This is a genomic window from Pseudomonas sp. NY5710 (assembly GCF_013305665.1).
In the GTDB taxonomy this organism is placed as follows: domain Bacteria; phylum Pseudomonadota; class Gammaproteobacteria; order Pseudomonadales; family Pseudomonadaceae; genus Aquipseudomonas; species Aquipseudomonas juntendi.
This window is the reverse complement of record NZ_CP045554.1, coordinates 925,256-950,135: the sequence shown is the minus strand read 5'-3', so window position 1 is coordinate 950,135 and position 24,880 is coordinate 925,256. Positions and strand designations below refer to the sequence as shown.

Sequence of the window (24,880 nt, the reverse complement as noted above, 5' to 3'; positions counted from 1 at the left end):
CGCCAACAGCCGGGATTTGCGGGGATCGCGGGGTGTTACAGATAAATTTCTGTACACACCGGCCCTATCGCCGGCTTGCCAGCGATGAGGCCGGTACAGGCAATATGAATCAGCGCCGAACTGGACGCTTCTGCAGTTTGCGCTGCAAGGTCCGCCGGTGCATGCCCAGCGCCCGTGCGGTGGCCGAGATATTGCCATCGTGCTCGGTCAGTACACGCTGGATATGCTCCCACTGCAGGCGGTCGACCGACATCGGGTTTTCCGGCACCAACGCGTCCAGGTCGGTGTGCTCCGACAGCAACGCCGCCAGCACGTCGTCGGCATCAGCCGGTTTGCACAGGTAGTTGCAGGCGCCGCGCTTGACCGCCTCCACCGCTGTGGCAATGCTCGAATAACCGGTCAGGATCACCACGCGCATTTCCGGGTCCAGCTCCAGCAGCTTGGGCAGCAGCACCAGGCCGGAGTCGCCGTCCATCTTCAGGTCCAGCGTGGCGTAATCGGGCAGGTCCTGCTGGGCCAGGATCAAGCCCTCTTCAGCGGAACTGGCAGTGCTCACGCGGAACCCGCGACGGCTCATGGCACGCGCCATGACCCGGGTGAAGGTGGCATCGTCATCCACCAGCAGCAGGTGGGGCAGCTCTTCGCTCTCGACCTGGTTTTCTTCGCTCATCATTCATCTCCTCGCTTGCCATAGGGCAGGCGCAGTTCGGTCAGGGTGCCACCCTGCTCATGACTATAAAGTTTTACCGAACCGCCCGCACGGGTCACGCTGGCCTTGCTCAAGAACAGGCCCAGGCCGAAACCTTTGCCCTTGGTGGTAATGAAGGGTTTGCCGATGGCTTCGGCAATGGCTGGCGGCACGCCAGGGCCATGGTCGCGAATGCTGATCACGATATCCTGAGCGTCCCAGTCCAGGCGCACTTCGAGGTCATCGGGGCAGGCATCGGCCGCATTGTTCAACAGGTTCAGCAGCGCCTGGGTCAGATCCGGTGGCGGGGTCAGGCGCGGCACCTGGCCGTCACGCAGGCGCTGGAAGCGGTAGCTGCTTTCCGGGCGCATCAGGTGCCAGCGGTTCAGCGCTTCGTCCAGCCAGGCGGTGACATCCTGCTCGACTACCGCCAGGCGGCGGTTGGCTTCAGCGGCGCGTACCAGTTGTTGCAGAGTTTCCTTGCACAGCTTCACCTGGTCCTGAAGGATTTGCAGGTCTTCCTGCAACAGCGGGTCGGTGTGGTCCTGGCGCATTTCATTGATCAGCACACTCATCGTGGCCAGCGGCGTGCCCAGCTCATGAGCGGCGCCGGCGGCCTGGGTGGCTACGGCCAGCAACTGCTCGTCGCGCAGGCTTTCTTCACGCCGCTCGGAGCGTAGTTGCTCCTGGCGCCGCAGCTCTTCAGCCATGCGTGCCGCAAAGAAGGTAATCACCGCCGCCGCCAGGGCAATACTCAGCCACATGCCGTACACCTGCATCTTGTCCCGCGCCATGGGCAGGCCTTCGAGCGGGTAGAACTGCACCAGCAGCAAGCTGTAGGCGGTCAGGGCAATACCGGACAGGATCAGCGAATACAGCCACGGCAGGGTCACTGCGGCAATGGCCAACGGTACCAGGTAGTAGGACACGAACGGGTTGGTCGAGCCGCCGGAGTAATACAGCAAGGCACTGTGGATCAACAGGTCACAGGCCAGCTGCAGGGCGTATTCCATTTCGGTGACGGGCACCGACAAGCGCAGGCGCAGGGCGGTGAAGGCACACAGCAGCGACGACAAGGCCAAGGTGCCGGCCAGTGATAGCCAGGGTAAGGGCAGCAGTTCGGTCCAGTAGGCGACACCGACCGAGCCGGCCTGGGCAGCCAGGACCAGCACACGAATGACGGTCAGGCGCCAGAGGTTCTGGCGGGTAGCGGATAACGGTTGTACGGCGGCGAGCATGAGCTCTCCTGATGAGTGCTCCAGAAAATCGGCTGGAGTATACCGAAGCCGCGCCCTCTGCTGCAGCGCTGCGGCAAAGCGCCACACTTTGTCACACTGTCATGATGGCACTGTTGAACCCACTACACTGATGCCGGTCTGATAGGCCATGCGTGGCATGGATGACCAGCGCCCACGCCTTTTATTGCCAAGGAGTACCACATGCACATTCCACGTCACGGCGCCGCCCTGATCATGTCTTGCGGCCTGCTCGCCAGCCTGCCGGCACTGGCGGCCGATGAACCGCGCTACAACCAGGTATCGCTGCGCGCCGAGGTCAGCAAAGAAGTGGCGCGCGACCTGATGGTCGTGACCTTGTATAGCGAAGCGCAGAACAGCGACCCCGGCAAGCTCGCCAAGCAGATCACCGAAACCATGAACAAGGCCGTGCAGCAGTCGCGCCAGGTCAAGGATGTGAAGATCAGCCAGGGCAGCCGCAACAGCTACCCCGTTTACGACAGCAAAGGCCAGAAGATCACCGGCTGGCGTGAACGCGCCGAGCTGCGCCTGGAAAGCGCCGATTTCCCGGCCCTCTCGCAACTGACCGCCGACCTGCTGCAAGAGCTGAAAATGGGTGGCATGGACTTCTCCATCGCGCCGGCCACGCGCAAGTCCAGCGAAGACGAGCTGCTCAAGGATGCCGTCGATGCGTTCAAGGCACGTGCACAACTGGCCACGCAAGCCTTGGGCGGCACAGGCTACAAAGTGGTCAGCCTGAACCTGAACAGCAGCGGCTACCCACGGCCGTACCTGCGCAGCGCCCCCATGGCCATGAAGGCCATGAGCGCAGATGAAGCGGCGCCGGCGCCGGACATCGAAGCCGGTACCAGCGAGGTGAGCATGAATGCTGATGGGTTGATTGAAGTGCAGATGCCTTAAGCAACCAGCGCCGGTATGCGCGGCCTGGGGTCGCGACGGGCCGGTGGCGCTCCCCTGTTGTAGCAGTGTGCTGCCCAGGGGGCCGCTGCGCGCGGCCCATCGCGACGCAAGGCCGCTCCTACAGGGGCCGTGTGGGGGCTGAAAAAAGCGTTTCAGACCTTTCTTACGCACCGTTCAGGTGCATCCTACAAAATTCCTGCCTAGAAACACCTCGAAAAAAGCCATCATTTTGCCCACGCAAACGTTTAACTTCGCCGAAAGTTATAGCGATGCGACATCCATGTACGTTCGTGCCACATTCCCGGCGCCAACTATCCTTGTACCTGTTGCATTGGGAACATCCCCTGCATAAGTATCCGCAGGTCGGCTCACGAGGCCACCTCACTCGAAAAATGACAAAAATGAGGCCACCATGCTCAAACACGCAGTCATACCGTTCCTGCTCGGTGCAGGCTTGCTCACCGGTGCTCCGTCGGCACTTGCCGCGTCCAACCTGGTGTTCTGCTCCGAAGGCAGCCCGGCCGGCTTCGATCCAGGGCAGTACACCACCGGCACCGACTTCGACGCCTCGGCCGAAACCGTCTTCAACCGCCTGACGCAGTTCGAACGCGGCGGCACTGCAGTGATACCCGGCCTGGCCACCCGCTGGGACGTGTCCGACGATGGCAAGACCTACACCTTCCACCTGCGCGAGGGGGTGAAGTTCCACACCACCGACTACTTCAAGCCGACCCGCCCGTTCAACGCCGACGACGTGCTGTTCACCTTCAACCGCATGCTCGACAAGGACCACCCCTTCCGCAAGGCCTACCCGACCGAGTTCCCGTACTTCACCGACATGGGCATGGACAAGAACATCGCCAAGCTGGAGAAGCTTGACGAGCACACCGTCAAGTTCACCCTCAACGAGGTCGATGCAGCGTTCATCCAGAACCTGGCCATGAGCTTCGCCTCGATCCAGTCCGCAGAATACGCCGACCAGTTGCTCAAGAACGGCAAGGCCGCCGACATCAACCAGAAGCCGATCGGCACCGGCCCGTTTGTGTTCAGCAAGTACCAAAAGGACGCGCAGATCCGCTTCAAGGGCAACAAAGACTACTGGAAGCCCGAGGACGTGAAGATCGACAACCTGATCTTCGCCATCACCACCGACGCCTCGGTGCGCATGCAGAAGCTGAAAAAAAACGAATGCCAGGTCACCCTGTTCCCACGCCCGGCCGACATCGAGCCGCTGAAGGCCGACAAGAACCTGCAGATGCCCCAGCAGGCCGGCTTCAACCTGGGTTACATCGCCTATAACGTGATGGACCAGATCAAGGGCAGCAACCAGCCCAACCCCATGGCCCAGCTGAAAGTGCGCCAGGCGCTGGACATGGCCGTGGACAAGAAGCGCATCATCGAATCGGTCTACCAGGGCGCCGGCCAGCTGGCGGTCAACGCCATGCCGCCCACCCAATGGTCGTATGACACCAGCATCAAGGACGCACCGTTCGACCCGGAAAAAGCCAAACAACTGCTCAAGGAAGCCGGCATCAAGGAAGGCACCGAAATCACCCTGTGGGCCATGCCCGTGCAGCGCCCGTACAACCCCAATGCCAAGCTGATGGCCGAAATGCTGCAGTCCGACTGGGCCAAGATCGGCATCAAGGCGAAAATTGTCAGCTATGAGTGGGGCGAGTACATCAAGCGCTCCAAAGCCGGCGAACAGGGCGCCATGCTGATTGGCTGGAGCGGCGACAACGGTGACCCGGACAACTGGTTAGGCACCCTCTACGGCTGCGATGCCATTGACGGCAACAACTTCTCCAAGTGGTGCTACAAGCCCTACGACAGCCTGATCAAACAGGCCAAGGCCACCTCCGACCAAGCCAAGCGCACCGAGCTGTACCAGCAGGCACAGCACATCCTCAAGGAGCAGGTGCCGATCACCCCGATCGCCCACTCCACCGTCTACCAGCCGATGAGCGTCAAGGTGAAGGACTTCAAGATCAGCCCGTTCGCGCTGAACGCCTTCTACGGCGTCAGCGTGGACAAATAGGGTAGCCCCGGCACCCGCCAGGCGGTGGGTGCCCTCCCCTCCAATCACTGATTTCTGTCGGCCTGCAGCTATCCGCTGCGGGGTCGGCACACTGTTGCCGCCATTCGTACCCGTAGGCGGCGCAAACAGAGGAAAAGGACTTGCCATGCGCCATGCCACCCGACTTGCTGCCCTGCTGGCCCTGGGCCTGATCAGTCAGGCCCCCCACCTGTACGCCAACAGCCTGGTGTTCTGCTCAGAAGGCAGCCCTGCCGGTTTCGACACCGCCCAGTACACCACCGCCACCGACAACGACGCCGCCGAACCGATCTACAACCGTCTGGTCGAGTTCGAACGTGGCGGCACCGCGGTACAGCCTGCCCTGGCTACCCGCTGGGAGGTGTCCGACGACGGCTTGAACTACACCTTCCACCTGCGCGAGGGGGTCAGGTTCCACAGTAACAAGGCCTTCACGCCCAGCCGCGACTTCAATGCCGACGACGTGCTGTTCACCTTCAACCGCATGCTCGACAAAGGCCACCCGTTCCGCCAGGCCTACCCCACCGAGTTCCCCTATTTCATCAGCATGGGCCTGGACAAGAACATCGCCCGGGTCGAGAAACGCGACCCGCTGACCGTGGTGTTCACCCTGAACGCGGTGGATGCCGCATTCATTCAGAACCTGGCCATGAGCTTCGCCTCGATCCTCTCTGCCGAGTACGCCGAGCAATTGCTGGCCAGCGGGCGTGCCAGTGACATCAACCAGCAGCCGATCGGCACCGGCCCGTTCGTGTTCCAGCGCTACCAGAAGGACTCGCAGATACGCTACAAGGGCAACAAGGCTTACTGGGCCCCCGAGCAGGTCAAGCTCGACAACCTGGTGTTCTCGATCAACGTAGACCCCTCGGTGCGCATCCAGAAACTGCGCCGCAACGAATGCCAGGTCACCCTGCACCCGCGCCCCGCCGACCTGCCGGCCCTTCGCGCCGACAGCCAACTGCAGGTGCTGCAGCAGCCGGGCTTCAACCTCGGCTACATCGCCTACAACACCCGCCATGCACCGTTCGACCGCCTGGCAGTACGCCAGGCGCTGGACATGGCGGTGAACAAGCAAGCCATTATCCAGGCGGTGTACCAGGACGCCGGCCAGCTGGCAGTCAACGCCATGCCACCGACCCAATGGTCCTACGACAACAGCCTCAAGGATGCCCCTTACAACCCGGAAAAGGCCCGCCAACTGCTGCGCCAGGCCGGCGTAGCGCCAGGTACCGAGGTCACCCTGTGGGCCATGCCGGTGCAGCGCCCGTACAACCCCAACGCCAAGCTGATGGCCGAAATGCTGCAGGCCGACTGGAACAAACTCGGCCTCAAGGTGCGCATCGTCAGCTACGAGTGGGGCGAATACGTAAAGCGCATGAAAAACGGCGAGCACGACATCGCCCTGATCGGTTGGACCGGTGACAACGGCGACCCCGACAACTGGCTGGGCACCCTCTACAGCTGTGCCGCCATTGGCAGCAACAACTACTCGCAGTGGTGCGATCCGCAGTACGACAGCCTGGTCATGCAGGCCAAGCGCGTGAGCGACCCGGCGCAACGCAGCGCCCTGTACCAGCAGGCACAGCAGCGCCTCAAGCAGCAGGTGCCGATCACCCCGGTGGCCCATTCCACCGTCAACCAGCCGCTCAGCGTCAAGGTTTCCCAATTCAAGGTCAGCCCGTTTGGGCGCAATGATTTCTCCGGTGTGAGTGTTGACTGATTGCCAACCTGCACCGGCCGCTTCGCCGGTAAAAGCAACAGCGTTCGGATCAAGCCCGGCAACCCCGCGGCAACCCTGGCAACACCGCAGCAAGCACCCGGCCCACAAGGCCGGCCATAACTAGAAAAGAAAGGGAGCTTCAACTTGAAACTATTCACCTTGAGCGCACTGGCCTTATCCATCAGTGCAGTGACCACCGTGGCCCAGGCTGACCCGCAAAGCCAGGCGTTCATTCCCATCACCCTCAAGAGCACCAGCGAGCAAGCCCAGGCCAGCGGTTTCGTCGAGGGGCAGAACCTGTCCGGCAGCACCCGTAACTGGTACGCCCGCGAACGCGCGGCGCGCGCCCCCCTGTGGAAGTACTACAAGAATGACGGCACCCGCCACGACACGCACAGCCGTGAGAACTGGGTGCAGGGCACCATCCTCAACTACAGCTCCGGCTTTACCGAAGGCACCGTCGGCATCGCCGTCGAGGCTGCCGGCTACAATGCCATTGCGCTGCAGCAGAGCCGCCAGGCCGTAGCCGGCCCCAACAACCGCACCCTCACCCACAGCGACGGCGACCCCATTGGCCAGTGGAGCAAGCTGGGCCTGGGCAACATCAAGGCACGCGTGTCCAACACCACCCTCACCCTGGGGCGGCAGTCGGTGGACACGCCCATGATCGCCTACATCGGCAACCGTGCCCTGCCGTCGAGCTTCCAGGGCGTGTTCCTGCACAGCGCCGAGTTCGACAACCTCAACTTCGACCTGGGCACCTTCGACCGCGTTTCGCCGCGCACCGAGCAAAGCCTCAGCAAGTTCCGCAGCGAGTACAGCGCCACTGGCGTGGAAACCGACCGTGCCAGCACTGCCGGCATCAACTACCAGCCGTTCAAGAGCCTGAGCACCAGCCTGTACGCCACCAAAGTCGATGACTTCTGGAACCAGTACTACTTCGGCGCCAACCATGTGCTTGGCGACAGTGCGGTGCTCAGCCTGACCACTGGCCTGAACTACTACAAGACAGTCGACGCCGGCAGCCAGAAGATGGGCAAGATCGATAACGACACCTACAGCCTGTCGTTCGGCCTGACCCACCAGGCGCACACCCTCAGCGCTTCGTGGCAGCAGGTCAACGGCAACGAATACTTCGACTACCTGCACGAAACCAACGGCATCTACCTGGCCAACTCGTTGCTGTCGGACTTCAACGGCCCGAACGAGAAGTCCTTGCAGATTTCCTACGTGCTGAACATGGCGCCCTACGGCGTGCCAGGCTTGAAGTTCAACCTGTACAACGCCCGTGGCTGGGGCATCGATGGCACCCACTACCGTGGCACGGCCTATGACGTAAGGGGCCTGGATGGCGAAACCCATTACGAGTGGGGCATCGGCACCAGCTACGCGGTGCAGAGCGGGCCGCTGAAGGACACCAGTATCCGCGCCACCTACACCACGCACCGCGCCAGTAAAGCGCAGGCCGATGGCAGCCTGGACGAGTTCCGCCTGGTCACCACCATTCCATTCAACATTCTCTGACCGTTTGCGCCACGGCCCGCTGCACGGCGGGCCTTGGCGGCTACGCTGGAATCAATGCACGCAGGGAGTCTTCAACCCATGCACAGAGTTTTCATCAAGTCGCGACCGCTACGCCTGGCGCTGGCTGCGCTGGTGCTCGGCAGTGCCACGCAACTGGCGGCCAAGCCGCTGGTGGTCTGCACCGAAGCCAGCCCGGAGGGCTTCGACGTGGTCCAGTACACCACCGGCGTCACCTTCGATGCGTCCTCTGAAACACTGTTCAACCGCCTGGTGGACTTCAAACCCGGAACCACCGACATCGAGCCGGCCCTGGCCGAGCGCTGGGACATTTCAGCAGACGGCCTGACCTATACCTTTCACCTGCGCAAGGGCGTGAAGTTCCACAGCACCGACTACTTCACACCCACCCGCGAATTCAACGCCGACGATGTGCTGTGGAGCCTGCGGCGCCAGCTGGACCCGGCGCACCCGTGGCACGACAAGACCAGCGTCGGCTACCCGTACTTCGAGAGCATGGCCTTCAGCCAGTTGCTCAAGGCGGTGGACAAGACCGACGAGCATACCGTGGTGATCACCCTCACCCGCCCCGAAGCACCGTTCCTGCATGACATGGCCATGGGCTTCACCTCTATCTATTCGGCAGAATACGGCGACCAGTTGCTCAAAGCCGGCAAGGCCGCCGAGCTGAACAGCAAACCCATCGGCACCGGGCCGTTCATCTTTCAGCGCTACAACAAGGACGCCCAGGTCCGCTTCAAACCCAACCCCGACTACTTCCGCGGCAAACCGCCGGCCGACGCCCTGATCTTCGCCATTGCCACCGACAGCAATGTGCGCCTGCAGAAATTGCGCGCCAACGAGTGCCAGGTGGCGCTGTACCCCAAGCCGGACGACGTGCCGTCGATCAAGGCCGACCGCACCCTCAGGGTGGCCGAGACCGAAGCGCTGGTGACCGGCTACGTTGCCATGAACACCCAGCACAAGTACCTCAGCGACGTGCGCGTGCGTAAAGCCATCAACATGGCGTTCGACCGCCAGACCCACGTCGACCAGTTGTTCGGCAAAGGTAATGCCTTGGTCGGGGTGAACCCCTACCCGCCCAGCATGATGGGCTTCAACCCGGCCAACCAGAACCCGCCGCGTGACCTTGCCAAGGCGCGGGCCCTGCTCAAGGAGGCGGGTGTGCCGGAGGGCACCGTCATCACCCTGTTCACCCGCAACGGCGGTGGCATGACCAACCCCAACCCGCGCCTATCGGCCGAGATGCTGCAGGCCGACCTCGGCCAGATCGGCCTGAAGCTGGATATCCGTGTGATGGAGTGGGCCGAGATGCTGCGCCGCGCAAAGCGCGGTGAAGCCGACCTGGTGTCCACCGGCTGGGCGGGCGACAACGGCGACCCGGACAACTTCCTCACCCCCCTGCTCAGTTGCGAGGCGGCCAAGACCGGCGAGAACTATGCGCGCTGGTGCAACCCTAAGTTCCAGGAGCTGATCAGCCGAGCCCGCGAGGTGGTCGACAACGACGAACGGGCAAGGCTCTATAGCGAGGCATTGAAGGTGTACGATGACGACCAACCGTGGATCAGCATGGCCCACCCGAAGATGTTCACCGCCATGCGTGACAATGTAGAGGGCTACGTGATCAGCCCTCTGGCCAAAAACAACTTCGCCACCACCCGGGTGAAGTAGAACAACGACGACCGCCGGCGCCCAGCAGGGAACCGGCGGCACTGCCGTAGCGTGCTGCTGGCCGTACGGTCTGATGAGGTAACCCCGACAATGTTGAGTTTTATTGCCCGGCGCCTTGGCCTGCTGATACCGACCTTTTTCGGCATCACGTTGCTGACTTTCGCGCTCATACGCCTGATCCCCGGCGACCCGGTGGAAGTGATGATGGGCGAGCGCAGGGTCGACCCCGAAATGCATGCCCAGGCCATGGAGCGCCTGGGCTTGAACAAACCCCTGCCGGTCCAGTACCTGGACTATGTCGGCAAGCTGGCCCAGGGCGACCTGGGTGAATCGCTGCGCACCCGCGAAAGCGTGTGGCGCGAGTTCCTGACCCTGTTCCCGGCCACCCTGGAACTGGCCTTTGCCGCACTGTTGTTCGCTGGCGTGGTCGGCCTGCTGGCCGGGGTGATCGCGGCGCTCAAACGCGGCTCGCTGTTCGACCACGGGGTAATGGGCATATCCCTGGCGGGCTATTCGATGCCGATCTTCTGGTGGGGCCTGATCCTGATCATGTTCTTCTCCGTGAGCCTGGGCTGGACCCCGGTGTCCGGGCGCATCGACCTGCTCTACGACATCGAGCCGAAAACCGGCTTCATGCTGATCGATACCCTGCTCAGCGATGAGGAAGGCTCATTCAAGGACGCGGTGATGCACCTGATTCTGCCTGCCATCGTGCTCGGCACCATCCCGCTGGCGGTAATCGCGCGCATGACCCGCTCATCGATGCTTGAAGTGCTGCGCGAAGACTACATCCGCACAGCCCGTGCCAAAGGCCTGTCGCCGGCCCGGGTGGTGTTCGTGCATGGACTGCGCAACGCATTGATCCCGGTGCTCACCGTGTTCGGCCTGCAGGTCGGCACGCTGTTGGCCGGTGCGGTGCTGACCGAAACCATCTTCTCCTGGCCGGGCATCGGCAAATGGCTGATCGAAGCCATCGGCGCCCGTGACTACCCCGTGGTCCAGAACGGCATCCTGCTGATCGCCTGCCTGGTAATCCTGGTCAACTTCGTCGTGGACATTCTCTACGGCCTGGCCAACCCACGCATCCGTCATCAGCGCTGAGGCCCTTGCCATGACTAGCCCGATTCCGAAATCCGTGTCGCCGGCCAGCCCGGTGGACCAAAGCCTGCTCTACCCTTCGCCGTACAAAGAATTCTGGCAAGCCTTCGCGCGCAACAAAGGCGCGGTGATGGGCCTGGCGTTCATGTGCCTGGTGGTGTTCTGCGCGCTGTTCGCGCCATGGGTCGCCCCCCATGACCCCAGCGAGCAGTACCGCGACTTCCTGTTGACCCCACCGGTGTGGCTGGAAGGCGGCACCTGGCAGTTCATCCTTGGCACCGACGAACTCGGCCGCGACCTGCTTTCACGCCTGATCCAGGGCGCGCGGCTGTCGCTGCTGATCGGCCTGTCCTCGGTGGTGATGTCGCTGATCCCGGGCATCCTGCTGGGCCTGCTGGCCGGGTTCTTCCCGCAACTGCTGGGCCCGTCGATCATGCGCCTGATGGACGTGATGCTGGCACTGCCGTCGCTGCTGCTGGCGGTGGCGATCGTCGCCATTCTCGGCCCAGGCCTGATCAACACGGTGATTGCGATCGCCATCGTGTCGCTGCCCTCTTACGTGCGCCTGACCCGCGCCGCCGTGATGGGCGAGCTGAACCGCGACTACGTCACGGCCGCACGCCTGGCCGGCGCCGGCTTGCCCCGCCTGATGTTCGTCACGGTGCTGCCCAACTGCATGGCACCGTTGATCGTGCAGGCCACCTTGAGTTTTTCCTCGGCGATCCTCGACGCCGCTGCCCTGGGCTTCCTTGGCCTGGGCGTGCAGCCGCCCACCCCCGAGTGGGGCACCATGCTGGCTTCGGCGCGTGACTACATCGAGCGTGCCTGGTGGGTGGTGAGCCTGCCCGGCCTGACCATTCTGCTCAGTGTGTTGGCAATCAACCTGATGGGCGACGGCCTGCGCGATGCGCTGGACCCGAAACTCAAGAACGCCGCCTGAGGAGAACGCCATGTCACTGTTACAGATCAACAACCTGAACGTGCGCTTCGGCGACGCCACTGCCGTACCGGTGGTCGATGGCCTGGACCTGGCGGTGGACGCCGGCGAGATCCTGGCGATCGTCGGCGAGTCCGGCTCGGGTAAATCGGTCACCATGATGGCCCTGATGGGCCTGATCGATGCGCCTGGGCGCATTACCGCCGACGCCCTCACCTTCGACGGCACCGACATGCTCAAGCTCAGCGGCCGGCAACGGCGCAAGGTGGTGGGCAAGGACATCGCCATGGTCTTCCAGGACCCGATGACCGCACTGAACCCCAGTTACACGGTAGGTTTCCAGATCGAGGAGGTGCTGCGCCAACACTTGGGCCTGAAGGGCAAGGCGGCGCGCCAACGTGCCCTTGAGCTATTGAAAAAGGTCGAGATCCCGGCGGCGGAAAGCCGCCTGGATGCCTACCCGCACCAGTTGTCCGGCGGCATGAGCCAACGTGTGGCGATTGCCATGGCGATTGCCGGCGAACCCAAGCTGCTGATCGCCGACGAGCCCACCACCGCGCTGGACGTGACGATCCAGGCGCAGATCATGGAGCTGCTGGTGAACCTGCAGAAAGAGCGCAACATGGCGCTGATCCTCATCACCCACGACCTTGCCGTGGTCGCCGAAACGGCCAGGCGGGTGTGCGTGATGTATGCCGGCCAGGCGGTGGAAGTTGGCCAGGTTCCGGAGCTGTTCGACCTGCCGGCCCACCCTTACAGCGAAGCCCTGCTGGCGGCCATCCCCGAACACAGCCTTGGCGCCGAGCGCCTGGCCACCCTGCCCGGCATCGTGCCTGGGCGCTACGACCGCCCTGTGGGTTGCCTGCTATCGCCGCGCTGCCCTTATGTGCAGGACAACTGCCGGCGCCAGCGCCCGCCCCTCGACCCTCAGGCGCACAGCCTGGTGCGTTGCTTCTACCCGCTGAACCAGGAGGTGGCGTAATGGCCGTGGTTCTGACTGCCCGGGAATTGACCCGGCATTACGAAGTATCCCGCGGGCTGTTCAAAGGCCACGCACTGGTGCGCGCGCTCAACGGCGTATCGTTCGAGCTGGAGGCCGGCAAGACCCTGGCGGTGGTGGGTGAGTCTGGCTGCGGCAAGTCGACCCTGGCCCGCGCCCTGACATTGATCGAAGAGCCGTCTTCCGGCTCGCTGCAAATTGCCGGCACCGAGGTCACTGGCGCCAGCAAGGCCCAGCGCAAGCAACTGCGCCGCGACGTGCAGATGGTATTCCAGAGCCCCTACGCTTCGCTCAACCCTCGGCAGAAGATTGGCGACCAGTTGGCCGAACCTTTGCTGATCAACACCTCGCTGAGCAAGGCCGAACGGCGAGACAAGGTGCAGAAGATGATGGAGCAGGTCGGCCTGCGCCCCGAGCATTATCAGCGCTACCCGCACATGTTCTCTGGCGGCCAGCGCCAGCGCATCGCCCTGGCCCGGGCGATGATGCTGCAGCCCAAGGTATTGGTGGCAGACGAACCGACCTCGGCGCTGGACGTGTCGATCCAGGCACAGGTACTGAACCTGTTCATGGACTTGCAGAAGGAGTTCAACACCGCCTACGTGTTCATCTCGCACAACCTCGCGGTGGTGCGGCACGTGGCCGACCAAGTGCTGGTGATGTACCTGGGAAGGCCCGCAGAAATGGGGCCCAAGGAGGACATCTACGAGAAGCCGCTGCACCCGTACACCCAGGCACTGCTGTCAGCGACACCGGCGATTCATCCCGACCCGTTGAAGCCGAAAATCAGAATTGCCGGGGAGTTGCCCAACCCGCTGAACCCACCGAACGGCTGCGCGTTCCACAAGCGCTGCCCACATGCCACTGAACGCTGCGCCAAGGACGTGCCGGCGTTCAGGCAAGTCGGTACCCGGCAAGTGGCCTGTCATTACGCGGAGCAGTTTCTTTAACTGTTAGAAAACTGGGCAGCCCTCAACGCAAAAAAGCAGTAGCTTGCTGCGTAATATCTGTCACGTTTTCTGATAGGAGGCAAGAGTACAGCTCATGTAGCAGGACATTTCTTGTGATACAGAATACCCTGCCCGTCTCGCACCACGGGCAGGGGTGTCAGGAAACCTCAGCTCTTGTGAATTATGAATTTATGGCCGAAAGGACCATAATCACCGCAGTCACTGAACAAAGGCTTGTAACGCTCGACACATTCCCTCCAGGCCCGACGCCCCCAAGGCGTTGAAAGCGTTACTGCAGTTTCAGTCATCAAAGAACAAGTGGTAACCGTCGGCAAAGCGATCATTGTCGAACAGATAGTCGAGGATCTCGACAGCTGACACATAGAAATCAGAATCAATGTGGACAAAGCCGAAAACCGTACCCTTTGACAACATCGGCAAGGTTTCGTTGAACCAGCCCTTGAGAATTTTGATGCGCTCGGAAGGTATCGGAAGGTAAATGTTGGGCGCACTGCGCCATGAGTTGATGCGGATCCAACGCTTTGCACGCCCCCCGGATCCAATACCCCGACTGAACATGTGGCATGTTCGCATCCGCTTCACGCTCAGCAGTGGGCAATCCATCGAAACTGTCGAGCAGGTATAACACCTGACTTCGCTTGACACCATGACGTTCGGCCCAATCAGCCGGCCAAGATCGCTCACAGGCCGCCATGGCTAGTGCCAAAACTCCCGCAGTGGTGCCCCAGCCGCTACCGAACTCAATGATATCCCCCTAGATTGCCGAGCCGTAGACAGCGTCCACACCCTCACAAAGCTTCTACACCGAAACAACCTGATAGCTGCGCACACCAAACGGATAGTTGATTCTAGGCCGAGCGGCCATGCATCCAGAAGTGATTGTTGAGCACAATGCTACCAGGCGCCGGTGCAAATTATTATACATATCTGGAATGCTTCCAAGGATGCGTGTAAACGTGCAATGAAGCGCGCTTGGGCGATGCTACTGGGAATAATATTCTGACCGACGAATTTTACCTGCCGCCTTCCCGCCCGCTTATAAGGAATGGGCGAGAGACTAGACTGGAGAGAGCTAAACTTTGTGAAGACATTGTAACGCCTCTCCTTCTACAAGAGCCCATGACGAATGTTTTGGTTGTCAGGGTCACGAAAGCGCCCCATTGCTAACCGCCCATCCGGACGTGCCGTCCCAACGTCCAGTACCCACCGCCTGAGGCTTCGGAAGCGCCAACACCTGTACAACATCCCTCGCACGTTCAACCAGCTGTATTCGCTCGTGGATCAATATGTCCCAGGCCTGAGCCGAGACTTCGCTCCCCACTACTACACCATGACCGCCATAGCCGTCGGTTGGTTTGATGACCAGGCGCTGCTGTTCGCTGCGCAACCATTCAATATCGGCACGTTCAAGCCACTGGGTAAACGGCACATGGGCTTTCAGAAAAGCGCTCTGATTTTCACTGAGGCTGTTTTCTTGATGCATCTCCCAAAGCTGCGCGAAGACACCCTTGTCGGCAAAAACCGGGGCCAATGGCGACATCAGAAAGTCCGCTGCGCCGTCCTGTAAGGCTTGAATCAACGGCTGCATTCGCGCTTGCTCATCATGCAGTTCGCGGTCACTGAGCCATGAATAGATCGCGTTCACTTCACGCCCTGCCGCATACCGCTTCCCCCTGCGGTAGCTGAAGGCTTCACAGTCGACCAAGGGCGTGTCGATACCCGTATGCAGCGCCAACTCGCGGCTGAGCTGCTGACAGTAAGGAGACATCCATGCAGCACCCGCAATACTATCGGTGAAGACCATCGAGGCATTTCTATCCAGCCGGTTCATCACATGCGTGGACCACCCCTTCAGAGCATCATGCTCTTGAGTAATGCCCGCAAGACGGGGTAACGATGCATAGTACATGCCACCGATCTGACTACCCAGATTGAGCTCGATGATCTTGAAGCCGTCATCGGTTCGGACGATATCCGCACGCGCAAGTATCGAGGACATTATTGGCTTCGAAGATAGCGACAGAAGCAGCTCGATGAGTGATTTCGACTTTCCCAAGCCTCGAGCAAATTGCTCGTGATTTGCCTGATGGCGACACTCGAATACATGAAACACCAGTTCAACCAGAATTTTGGTCATGCTGCCTAAAAGTCACCGGTTATTTACAGGAGAAATCCTACGCTCAAATTTAAACATCGCGTTTATTTACCCGCCCTCCATTACCAGCTACCTTGCTGTGTTCCCCCCTAACTTGGACGTAGACAATGAGATTAGCCCGCTATTTCACGACCCCCATCTACTACGTCAATGACGCACCACACATTGGTCACATGTTTTCCACGCTACTCGCCGATATTGGCGCACGTGCGGCACAACTCGAAAACCAGGAAAAATTCTTGTTGACCGGGACGGACGAACACTCGATGAAGGTAATCGACGCAGCGCAAGCCCAAGGAGTGTCTGTGGAGGATTGGGCACAAAAAAATGCCAATACGTTCCGCCACACATTCGCGGCATTTAACATTGACTTCGATGACTTCATCAGAACTAGCGAACCACGACACAAGATAAATGTAAACAAACGCATTGAACAGTTGATGGCTACCGAAGATGTCTATTTAGGCGAATATATTGGCTGGTATGATGCGGGCCAAGAAGAATACGTGCCCGATGCCAAGGCCAAGCAGTATGAATACAAATCACCCATCAACAAAAAGCCTTTGCTTCAACGCACTGAGAAAAACTACTTTTTTCGCCTTAGTCGGTACCAGGAGCAATTGCTAGCGTTATTCAATACCGGTGAACTGAAAATCTATCCCGCTAGCCGCACTGCAGAAATCGTCGCAAGGGTTCAAGATGGATTGAGCGACATTCCAATTTCAAGACATAGCACCGAAGCTTGGGGTATCAATATTCCTGGCGATAGTTCACATGTCGTTTACGTTTGGGTCGACGCTCTGTTCAATTATCTTACTGCAATTGACACCGTGGAGCGTCGTCACCTATGGCCAGCGGCGCTTCACGTGGTCGGCAAAGATATCCTCTGGTTCCATGCTGTAATCTGGCCTGCGATGTTGATGGCACTGAAACAGGTGGAGGGTAACCAGTGGTTAGATCTACCACGTAACATCCTTGCTCACGGTTTCTGGATACGCGAAGGCGAAAAAATGTCGAAAAGCATGGGGAATTTCATCGACATCAAAGTCCTGCAACGTTACTGCGACGAACTAGGAGTGGACAGCATTCGTTTTTTTCTCGCCAGCGCTGGCCCGGTTGGCGCCAGCGACTCGGATTTTTCGAATTCGCGCCTCATAGAGAGCTACAACGCAAACCTAGCCAACACGGTGGGAAATTGCTTCAACAGAATAATAGGAATGGTCAATCGCTACTTTCACGGCATAATACCCGACAAGCCGGATGTTACCAGCGATTTTCACAAAAAAATTAAAGACCTCAGCATAGCCTCTAGGGACAAGGCCCAGGCATTCCAATACGACAAAATGATTGCCTTGGCGCTCGCTATCTTCCGGACAATCGATCAGCATGTGAACTTGAGCGAGCCCTATAAGTTGGTTAAACAGCCTGAGAATCTCGTGCACGTAGGCCATATCCTGCATGATTGCCTGGAAGCTCTGCGTTATGGCGCGCTTGCCTTGTGGCCGGTCATGCCAGACAGCATGGCCGAGTTGCTGCAGAACCTAGGTTGTCTGGATGCTGAGCAACCTCCATCCTTCGACAACAGTCGTTCAATATCACCGGGTTATCGCATCGGAAAAACTCGAGTGTTATTCCCTCGCTATCAGGAAGCTCCGTAGCGCCCACCGTACCCATGGTCTTCAGAACGGGGGCGTGGATCGTAATGCCAGACTCAGTTCGATGTTTCCTGAGTATGCAAGGTACTGATGGCGTCCGTTTCATCAAATCAAATACCTTTGATGAACGCATCATCTGGCAGGTCGCGGGAAGGGTGTGCGTTTCACAATCGGTGCCTGCATGCGACCAAGCGGTGTGGCAAGGAGGTGCCCGGGTTGCGGCAGGTGAGTAACCAGCAGATGGCTTGTCATTATGCCGAGCAGTTTCTTGAGGCTTTAAATCGCCAGAGGCCGCACCGCGGCCCCCAGCCGCTCAATGCATGAAAATCCAAATCAGGATAATCACCGGTATCGGCACGCCGATCATCCACAGCAATATCGAGCGCATGTTCAACCTCCGTCAATGGTGGCAATAGCAAAGGGCGGCCTGGGCCGCCCTTTGCTGTCAGTGCATGAACAGTGCAATCAGGATGATCACGGGAATCGGTACTCCAAGCATCCACAGCAATATCGAGCGCATGGTAATTCTCCTTGCTTAACGTTGAACGGTGCGGGTAGTGACGTAGTCGCCTTCCAGCCACTGCACGCGGTCGCGCAGGCGACCGCCATACAGGGCCGCGACGCTGGCGATGAAGGCGCCGCACAGCAACGCGACGAAGGTCCACAGGGCAGTCCAGGCAGCTACCTTGGCGGCAGTATCGGCGGCTTGCTTGGCATCGGTTTTCAGCTGTTGCACCTGAGCCATTACCTGGTCCACACGGGCTTCGGCTTCGGCCTGGGTCAGTCGGGTACGCTGCGCCACCAACTGGGCCAGGTAGGTACGGTCCTCAGGAGGCAGTGCGCCGTCCCCGGCAATGCCCTTGGCCAGAATGCGCGCGGCAACCCCATTGGCAGCGTCTTCGCTGACTGGCGCCGGGCCGTCACCGCGGAACAGGCTGTCGACGAAGTACCCCATCGAATCATTGTTGCTGCCGGTAGCCGCCGATGCACCTGCGGCAGCAGACACCGTGGCCGCTTGCGACGCAGCGCTGGCCCCGGCACCTACCAGGTTGCCCGCCGCACCCAGCACCAGCATGGCGGCGACCAGGGTGGCCACTGCCCACGACAGGAAGCCATGCGCGGTATCGCGGAAGTACACCTCGTCACCGTGCAGGTTGGCCCACTTCACCCGCAGCCGGCCGGCAATGTAGCCGCCCATGCCCGATGCGATGATCTGCGTGAGCAGCAGCCAGACAATGGTAGAAACGCCCAGGGCTTTGGCACTCGCCCCTTCGTCAGCCCAAGGCGAGGTGGCGGCGAAGCCCAACCCCGCGCCCAGCACCACAAGGATGAGGGAAACGGATGCGGCAGCAGCCGCGCCAGCGAAGATCGCCGCCCAGGAAACACCTGAACGGCTTTGCGTATCGACAGCGGGGTAGTCGGCAGAGGTGATCATGATGTGTGCGCCTTATGTTGTTAGCGAGAATTCCATTCGCGCAGTAACCTTTGCAGTAGCTGTGCCAGCTGTGACAAAAAATGACACCCATATAAATCAGTGTCTTAGCTCGCTGGCCGCCTGCTGAACCGTGCAAAATGCGCGAAAGCGCCCTATCCATCAGGTGTTCTGCATTCTTGTGATGGCCTGGCCGGCAAGGCATGATCCAGCCATGACGCTCCCCGATGACCCCGCCCAGACCCCACTCACCGCCGAGACCGTGCTGCGCTACCACCTGTGCTGGAAGCACCGTGACCTCGACGGCGTGATGGCGCTTTATCACCCCGATGTCCACTATCACGACTTCTTCCAGAACCGCGTGCTGGGCTATCGCGAACTGCGCGACTACGTGCGCGCCTGCCTACCCCACGAAGCCGGCGAAGACATCGTCCACAGCGACCGTATCCGCGTCGATGGCTGCACCGCGTTCATCCAGTACCAGGTTACGGTGCAGGGCGGCGATGGCCTGGTGGCGTTTCAGTCCAGCGAGGCAATTACCGTGAGGGACGGCCTGATCTGGCGGGTCAACGAATACGCCACCCTGGTGCGTCAGCACGGCAACACCGCGGGCACCGGCGGCGCGCGGCCAGCCACCAGCCGCCTTGGGCTGTCACCGCGGCAACTGTCGACCATGGCCCAGGACCTGGAACACTATTTTCAGCGCCAGCGCCCCTACCTGGACCCTGAACTGGACCTGCAGCAAGTTGCCGATGCCAGTGGCTACAGCCGCAACCAGATTTCCTACCTGCTGAACCAGGTGCTTGGGCAAAGCTTCTACCGCTACGTCAACCAGGCCCGCCTGCAGCACCTGATGGCCAGCCTTGATGACAACAGCGCCGGAACACCCATCGATGACCTGGCGTTCAACGCTGGCTTCAATTCGCTGTCGGCGTTCTACAAGTGCTTCCGTGAACACACCGGGCTCACACCCAAGGCCTACCTGAAGCAAATTTCCCTGCGTGCACGCACGTAAGACAGCCGCCCACTCGCCCGACTAGGATCGGCCACAGACCTTGACGGACGTGGAGCCGAACCCGATGCAACCCCTGCGCACGCTCAGCCTGTGGATGGACCAGCTCGACGAGCCGCTGTGCGCCCGCCCGGCCCTGCGCGACGACCTGGACGCGGATGTGTGCATCATCGGCGCGGGCTACACCGGGCTATGGACCGCCTACTACCTCAAGCGCCAGGCACCCCAGCTGAACATTGCGCTGATCGATGCCAACATCGCCGGCTTCGGCGCCTCTGGGCGCAACGGTGGCTGGCTGATGGGCAACCTGCTCGGCGAAGACCGCCTGCTCGCCAGCCTGTCACCGCAGCAGCGCCGCGCCAGCATCGACCTGCTGCACGGGATTCCGGACGAGGTGCACAGCGTGCTGCAGCGCGAAAGCATCGACTGCCACTACCGCAAAGGCGGCGTACTGTATTGCGCCGCGCGCTACCCGGAACAGGAACGCAGCCTGCGCGCCTACCTCGACGACCTGTACCGCCAGGGCATGACCGAAGACGACTACCGTTGGTTGCGCCCCGAACAGCTGGACGCGCAGCTACGGGTCAGCAACGCCTATGGCGCGATCTACAGCCCGCACACGGCGACCATCCAGCCGGCCATGCTCGCCCGTGGCCTGGCCCGGGCGCTGGAAGCGCTGGGTGTACCGATCTACGAAAACACCCCAGCCATCGACTGGCAACCGGGTGAGGTGCGTACACCGCTGGCGCGCATTCGCTGCCAATGGGTAGTGCCCGCCGTGGAGGGCTACGCTGCCAGCCTGCCACCGCTGGGCAAACACCAACTGCCGGTGCAGAGCCTGCTGGTGGCCACCGAACCACTACCCGAGGCGACCTGGGAACAGATCGGCCTGAGCCAGGGCCAAGCCTTCAGCGAAAGCAGCCGCCAGGTCACCTATGGCCAGCGCACGGCCGACAACCGGCTGGTATTCGGCGCCCGGGGCGGGTACCGCTTCGGCGGCCGCCTGCGTGAAAACTTCAACCTCGACGAACATGAAATCGAGCTGCGCCGCTACCTGTTCAGCGAACTCTTCCCACAGCTAAAGCATGCGCGTATCACCCATTCGTGGGGTGGCAACCTTGGCATGGCGCGGCGCTTCCGCCCACACATGCTCTGCGACCGCCAGCGCGGCATCGCCCTGGCCGGCGGTTACGGCGGCGAAGGCGTTGGCGCCACCAACCTGGGCGGGCGGACCCTGGCGGCACTGATCCTCAACCAGCACAACGCGCTGACGGCGCAACCGTGGGTGCTCGACAACCGCCCGGTTTCAAGCCTGGCCAGCTGGCCCCCCGAGCCCTGCCGCTGGCTGGGCTACAACGCAATCATCCAGAGCTTCGTCCACGAGGACCGGACCCTCGCCAACCCCGCCAGCGCGCCTTGGAGGCGGCGCCTGGCCAGCTCGCTCGCGGACTTCATGGAAGGCTTCATGCACTGATTCCCTTTCCCCAACACAGGATCCACCGGTCATGCGCATCACCCAGTTCAAGAATACCGACAGCGTCGCACTGGCTAGCGCCAGCCCGGTAGCGGTGCCGCTCGGCGAACCCGTGGCGGTGGCTTCGGTCACCAGCGTGGAACGCGACGACGGCGTCGAAACCGGTATCTGGGAGTGCACCCCCGGGCGTTGGCGGCGGCAGATCGTGCAACAGGAGTTCTGCCATTTCATCAAGGGCCGCTGCACCTTCACCCCCGACGGTGGCGAGCCCCTGCTTATAGAAGCCGGAGACGCATTGATGCTACCGGCCAATAGCACCGGCACCTGGGACATCCAGGAGACCGTACGCAAGACCTACGTACTGATTTTCTGATCCGCTGATCGCCTGCCTTCGATAACAACAGACAAAGCAAGGTAACCCCGACATGCGCACACGCCTTCTTGCACCCTTGATGCTGGCCGCCAGTGTGGCCAGTGCCGCCGAAACGGTGAAAATCTACAACTGGTCCAGCTACGTGGCACCCGACACGCTGAAAAATTTCCAGCAAGCCACTGGCATCGTGCCCACCTACGACGTGTATGACAGCAACGAAACCCTCGACGGCAAGCTGATGACCGGCAACTCCGGCTACGACGTGGTGTTCCCCTCCAACCACTTCATGGCCCGGCAGATCCAGGGCAAGGCCTTGAAACGCCTGGACAAGTCGCAGCTGCCCAACTGGCAGAACCTCAACCCGGTGCTGCTCAAGGCGCTGGAGGTGAATGACCCGGGCAACCAGTACGGTTTCCCCTACCTGTGGGGCAGCACCGGAATCGGCTACAACATCGACAAGGTCAAGGCGGTACTGGGCGACAACGCGCCGCTGGACTCGTGGGACCTGATCTTCAAACCCGAGTACATGAGCAAGCTGAAAAGCTGCGGTGTAGCGGTGCTGGACAACGGCCCCGAGCTGCTGCCAATTGCCCTGCACTACCTGGGCCTGCCGCACCACAGCCAGAACCCGGCAGACTACGACAAGGCCAAGGCGCTATTGATGCAGGTACGGCCCTACATCAGCTACTTCCACTCCTCGAAATACACCGGCGACCTGGCCAACGGCGATGTCTGCGTAGTGGTGGGCTTCTCGGGGGATGTGCTGCAGGCGAAGAACCGCGCCGAAGAGGCGCACAACGGCGTCAAGGTGGGCTATTCGATACCCAAGGAAGGCGCGCCCTTGTGGTTCGACATGGTGGCCATGCCGGCCGATGCACCAGATGAAAAGGCTGGCTATGCCTACATGAACTACCTGCTGCAGCCGGAGGTGATGGCCAACATCAGCAACCATGTGCAGTATGCCAACGGCAACCTCAAGGCGGACGGCCTGGTAGACCCTGCGCTGAAAGGCAAAGCGATGATTTACCCGAGCGAGGCCGTGATGGGCAAGCTGTATGCGCTGGAGGCGATGCCGGCCAAGATCGACCGTATCAGGACGCGGATCTGGACCAGTATCAAGGCCGGGAATTGAAATGGGGCCGCTTTGCGGCCCTTCGCGGGCACGCCCGCTCCCACAGGGATATCACCAGAGCTGAGGGCAGTGATAGCCTTGTGGGAGCGGGCGTGCACGCGAAGGGCTGCAAAGCAGCCCCAAATCCAATAGTCAGTGGTGCTCGCGGGTAGCGCGGAACTTGATGTCCGGCCAGCGTTCTTCCATCAGCGCCAGGTTGACCCGGGTCGGCGCCAGGTAAGTGAGGTGGCCGCCACCATCGATGGCCAGGTTTTCCATGGCCTTGGTCTGGAATTCCTCGAGCTTCTTCTTGTCGTCGCAGCTGATCCAGCGGGCCGACCATACGGTGATCGGCTCGTAGGCGCACTCGACCTTGTACTCTTCCTTCAGGCGGCTGGCGACCACGTCGAACTGCAGCACACCGACCGCACCCAGGATGATGTCGTTGCTGCGCTCCGGGAAGAACACCTGCGTGGCACCCTCTTCCGCCAGCTGCTGCAAGCCCTGGCGCAGCTGCTTGGACTTCAGCGGGTCCTTCAGGCGCACACGGCGGAACAGCTCCGGGGCGAAGTGCGGGATACCGGTAAAGCCCAGGGCCTCGCCTTCGGTGAAGGTGTCACCGATCTGGATGGTGCCGTGGTTGTGCAGGCCGATGATGTCGCCGGCAAAGGCCTCTTCCAGTTGCTCACGCTCGGAGGAGAAGAAGGTCAGCGCATCGCCGATACGCAGGTCCTTGTTCAGGCGCACGTGGCGCATCTTCATGCCCTTTTCGTACTTGCCCGAGCAGATGCGCATGAACGCGATACGGTCGCGGTGTTTCGGGTCCATGTTCGCCTGGATCTTGAACACGAAACCGGTGAACTTCTCTTCGACCGGTTCTACGGTACGTTCGTGGGCCACACGCCCCAGCGGCCGCGGCGCCCAGTCGACCACCGCGTCGAGCACGTGGTCGACACCGAAGTTACCGAGTGCCGTACCGAAGAACACCGGGGTCAGCTGGCCATTGATGAACTCTTCCTGGTTGAACTCGTGGCAAGCACCCTGCACCAGCTCCAGTTGCTCGACGAACGAATCGTATTGGTCACCCAGGTGGGCACGGGCCTCGTCGGAGTCCAGTTTCTGGATGATCTTGGCCTCGGTGCGCTCATGGCCGTGGCCAGGGGTGTACACCACGATGTAGTCACCGGTGAGGTGGTACACGCCCTTGAAGTCACGGTAGCAACCGATCGGCCAGGTGATCGGCGCGGCCTTGATCTTCAGAACCGCCTCGATCTCGTCGAGCAGTTCGATCGGGTCGCGGATGTCACGGTCGAGTTTGTTGATGAAGCTGACGATGGGCGTGTCGCGCAGGCGGCAGACATCCATCAGGGCGATGGTCCGCGGCTCTACACCTTTACCGCCGTCCAGCACCATCAGCGCCGAGTCCACTGCAGTCAGGGTGCGGTAGGTGTCTTCGGAAAAGTCTTCGTGGCCGGGGGTGTCGAGCAGGTTGATCATGTGCTCGCGGTACGGGAACTGCATCACCGAGGTGGTGATGGAGATGCCGCGCTGTTTCTCCATTTCCATCCAGTCGGAGGTGGCATGGCGGTCGGACTTGCGCGACTTCACGGTACCGGCGACGGCAATGGCCTTGCCCATCAGCAGCAGCTTTTCGGTGATGGTGGTTTTACCGGCGTCGGGGTGGGAAATGATTGCGAAAGTGCGGCGCTTCGCGACTTCGGCGGCCTGGTTGGTCATGGGAAATCGCCTGACTGGGGGATTTGAAAGGGGCGGTATCATACCTGAAGTTGGGCGGGGACCAAAATCTGCTGATTGAGAGGTTGCAGGTC

20 protein-coding genes are annotated in these 24,880 nt (G+C 61.0%); 14 read left to right on the top strand and 6 right to left on the bottom strand.

What is annotated here, in order from left to right:
• Positions 1-109: 109 nt before the first annotated feature.
• Positions 110-670: a response regulator transcription factor gene (locus GEV39_RS04280; protein WP_173887671.1), complete on the bottom strand. Its 561-nt coding sequence runs from the start codon at positions 668-670 to the stop codon at positions 110-112.
• Positions 670-1,926 carry an ATP-binding protein gene (locus tag GEV39_RS04275; RefSeq protein WP_009685158.1) on the bottom strand — a complete coding sequence of 419 codons (1,257 nt, stop codon included), beginning with the start codon at positions 1,924-1,926 and terminating at the stop codon, positions 670-672. Before GEV39_RS04275 ends, GEV39_RS04280 begins: the two co-directional genes overlap by 1 nt.
• Positions 1,927-2,127: 201 nt before the next feature.
• Here GEV39_RS04275 and GEV39_RS04270 point away from each other — a divergent pair, with 201 nt between their 5' ends.
• The 9 genes from GEV39_RS04270 to GEV39_RS04230 all read left to right on the top strand — a co-directional run bounded on the left by GEV39_RS04270 (position 2,128) and on the right by GEV39_RS04230 (position 13,818).
• Positions 2,128-2,844: an SIMPL domain-containing protein gene (locus GEV39_RS04270; RefSeq protein ID WP_009685157.1), complete on the top strand. Its 717-nt coding sequence runs from the start codon at positions 2,128-2,130 to the stop codon at positions 2,842-2,844.
• A 412-nt stretch (positions 2,845-3,256) separates the two neighbouring features.
• The gene (locus GEV39_RS04265; RefSeq protein ID WP_173887670.1) at positions 3,257-4,882 is read left to right on the top strand and encodes an ABC transporter substrate-binding protein; all 1,626 of its coding nucleotides are present in this window, start codon (positions 3,257-3,259) and stop codon (positions 4,880-4,882) included.
• 145 nt (positions 4,883-5,027) lie between these two features.
• Positions 5,028-6,620 (top strand): ABC transporter substrate-binding protein, encoded by a 1,593-nt coding sequence (locus tag GEV39_RS04260; protein WP_173887669.1) that lies wholly within the window; start codon positions 5,028-5,030, stop codon positions 6,618-6,620.
• Positions 6,621-6,764: 144 nt separating this feature from the next.
• The gene (locus tag GEV39_RS04255; protein ID WP_173887668.1) at positions 6,765-8,144 is read left to right on the top strand and encodes an OprD family porin; all 1,380 of its coding nucleotides are present in this window, start codon (positions 6,765-6,767) and stop codon (positions 8,142-8,144) included.
• A 78-nt stretch (positions 8,145-8,222) separates the two neighbouring features.
• Positions 8,223-9,833 carry an ABC transporter substrate-binding protein gene (locus GEV39_RS04250; protein ID WP_173887667.1) on the top strand — a complete coding sequence of 537 codons (1,611 nt, stop codon included), beginning with the start codon at positions 8,223-8,225 and terminating at the stop codon, positions 9,831-9,833.
• A gap of 90 nt (positions 9,834-9,923) precedes the next feature.
• Complete coding sequence (locus GEV39_RS04245) at positions 9,924-10,934, top strand: ABC transporter permease subunit (protein ID WP_009685151.1); 1,011 nt, start codon at positions 9,924-9,926, stop codon at positions 10,932-10,934.
• Positions 10,935-10,944: 10 nt separating this feature from the next.
• On the top strand, positions 10,945-11,871 hold the full coding sequence (locus GEV39_RS04240) for an ABC transporter permease subunit (RefSeq protein WP_009685150.1): 927 nt from the start codon (positions 10,945-10,947) through the stop codon (positions 11,869-11,871).
• Between the two features lie 10 nt (positions 11,872-11,881).
• A complete protein-coding gene (locus tag GEV39_RS04235; protein WP_029885062.1) occupies positions 11,882-12,850 on the top strand; it encodes an ABC transporter ATP-binding protein in 969 nt (322 codons plus the stop codon).
• Positions 12,850-13,818, top strand: coding sequence for a peptide ABC transporter ATP-binding protein (locus tag GEV39_RS04230; protein WP_054881444.1), 969 nt, complete (start codon positions 12,850-12,852; stop codon positions 13,816-13,818). The genes GEV39_RS04235 and GEV39_RS04230 overlap by 1 nt, the downstream gene beginning before the upstream one ends.
• A 300-nt stretch (positions 13,819-14,118) precedes the next feature.
• Here GEV39_RS04230 and GEV39_RS04225 read toward each other — a convergent pair whose 3' ends face one another.
• Both GEV39_RS04225 and GEV39_RS04220 read right to left on the bottom strand, forming a co-directional pair.
• On the bottom strand, positions 14,119-14,442 hold the full coding sequence (locus GEV39_RS04225; RefSeq protein WP_173887666.1) for a TylF/MycF/NovP-related O-methyltransferase: 324 nt from the start codon (positions 14,440-14,442) through the stop codon (positions 14,119-14,121).
• A 541-nt stretch (positions 14,443-14,983) separates the two neighbouring features.
• Complete coding sequence (locus GEV39_RS04220; protein WP_173887665.1) at positions 14,984-15,976, bottom strand: hypothetical protein; 993 nt, start codon at positions 15,974-15,976, stop codon at positions 14,984-14,986.
• A gap of 125 nt (positions 15,977-16,101) precedes the next feature.
• Between GEV39_RS04220 and metG the strand changes: the two genes are divergently transcribed.
• A complete protein-coding gene (metG, locus tag GEV39_RS04215; protein WP_173887664.1) occupies positions 16,102-17,652 on the top strand; it encodes a methionine--tRNA ligase in 1,551 nt (516 codons plus the stop codon).
• 532 nt (positions 17,653-18,184) lie between these two features.
• Here metG and GEV39_RS04210 read toward each other — a convergent pair.
• Complete coding sequence (locus tag GEV39_RS04210) at positions 18,185-19,084, bottom strand: hypothetical protein (protein WP_047150133.1); 900 nt, start codon at positions 19,082-19,084, stop codon at positions 18,185-18,187.
• 211 nt (positions 19,085-19,295) lie between these two features.
• Between GEV39_RS04210 and GEV39_RS04205 the strand changes: the two genes are divergently transcribed.
• From GEV39_RS04205 to GEV39_RS04190, 4 genes are all read left to right on the top strand, one after another.
• The gene (locus GEV39_RS04205) at positions 19,296-20,096 is read left to right on the top strand and encodes an AraC family transcriptional regulator (RefSeq protein WP_173887663.1); all 801 of its coding nucleotides are present in this window, start codon (positions 19,296-19,298) and stop codon (positions 20,094-20,096) included.
• Between the two features lie 64 nt (positions 20,097-20,160).
• Entirely contained in the window at positions 20,161-21,567 is a 1,407-nt protein-coding gene (locus GEV39_RS04200) for an NAD(P)/FAD-dependent oxidoreductase (protein WP_173887662.1), read from the top strand.
• Between the two features lie 31 nt (positions 21,568-21,598).
• On the top strand, positions 21,599-21,940 hold the full coding sequence (locus GEV39_RS04195; RefSeq protein ID WP_009685143.1) for a cupin domain-containing protein: 342 nt from the start codon (positions 21,599-21,601) through the stop codon (positions 21,938-21,940).
• 52 nt (positions 21,941-21,992) lie between these two features.
• Positions 21,993-23,072 (top strand): polyamine ABC transporter substrate-binding protein, encoded by a 1,080-nt coding sequence (locus tag GEV39_RS04190; protein ID WP_173887661.1) that lies wholly within the window; start codon positions 21,993-21,995, stop codon positions 23,070-23,072.
• Positions 23,073-23,204: 132 nt separating this feature from the next.
• Here the strand turns inward: GEV39_RS04190 and GEV39_RS04185 are convergent, their stop codons facing one another.
• Complete coding sequence (locus tag GEV39_RS04185; RefSeq protein WP_003248481.1) at positions 23,205-24,788, bottom strand: peptide chain release factor 3; 1,584 nt, start codon at positions 24,786-24,788, stop codon at positions 23,205-23,207.
• Positions 24,789-24,880: the final 92 nt, after the last annotated feature.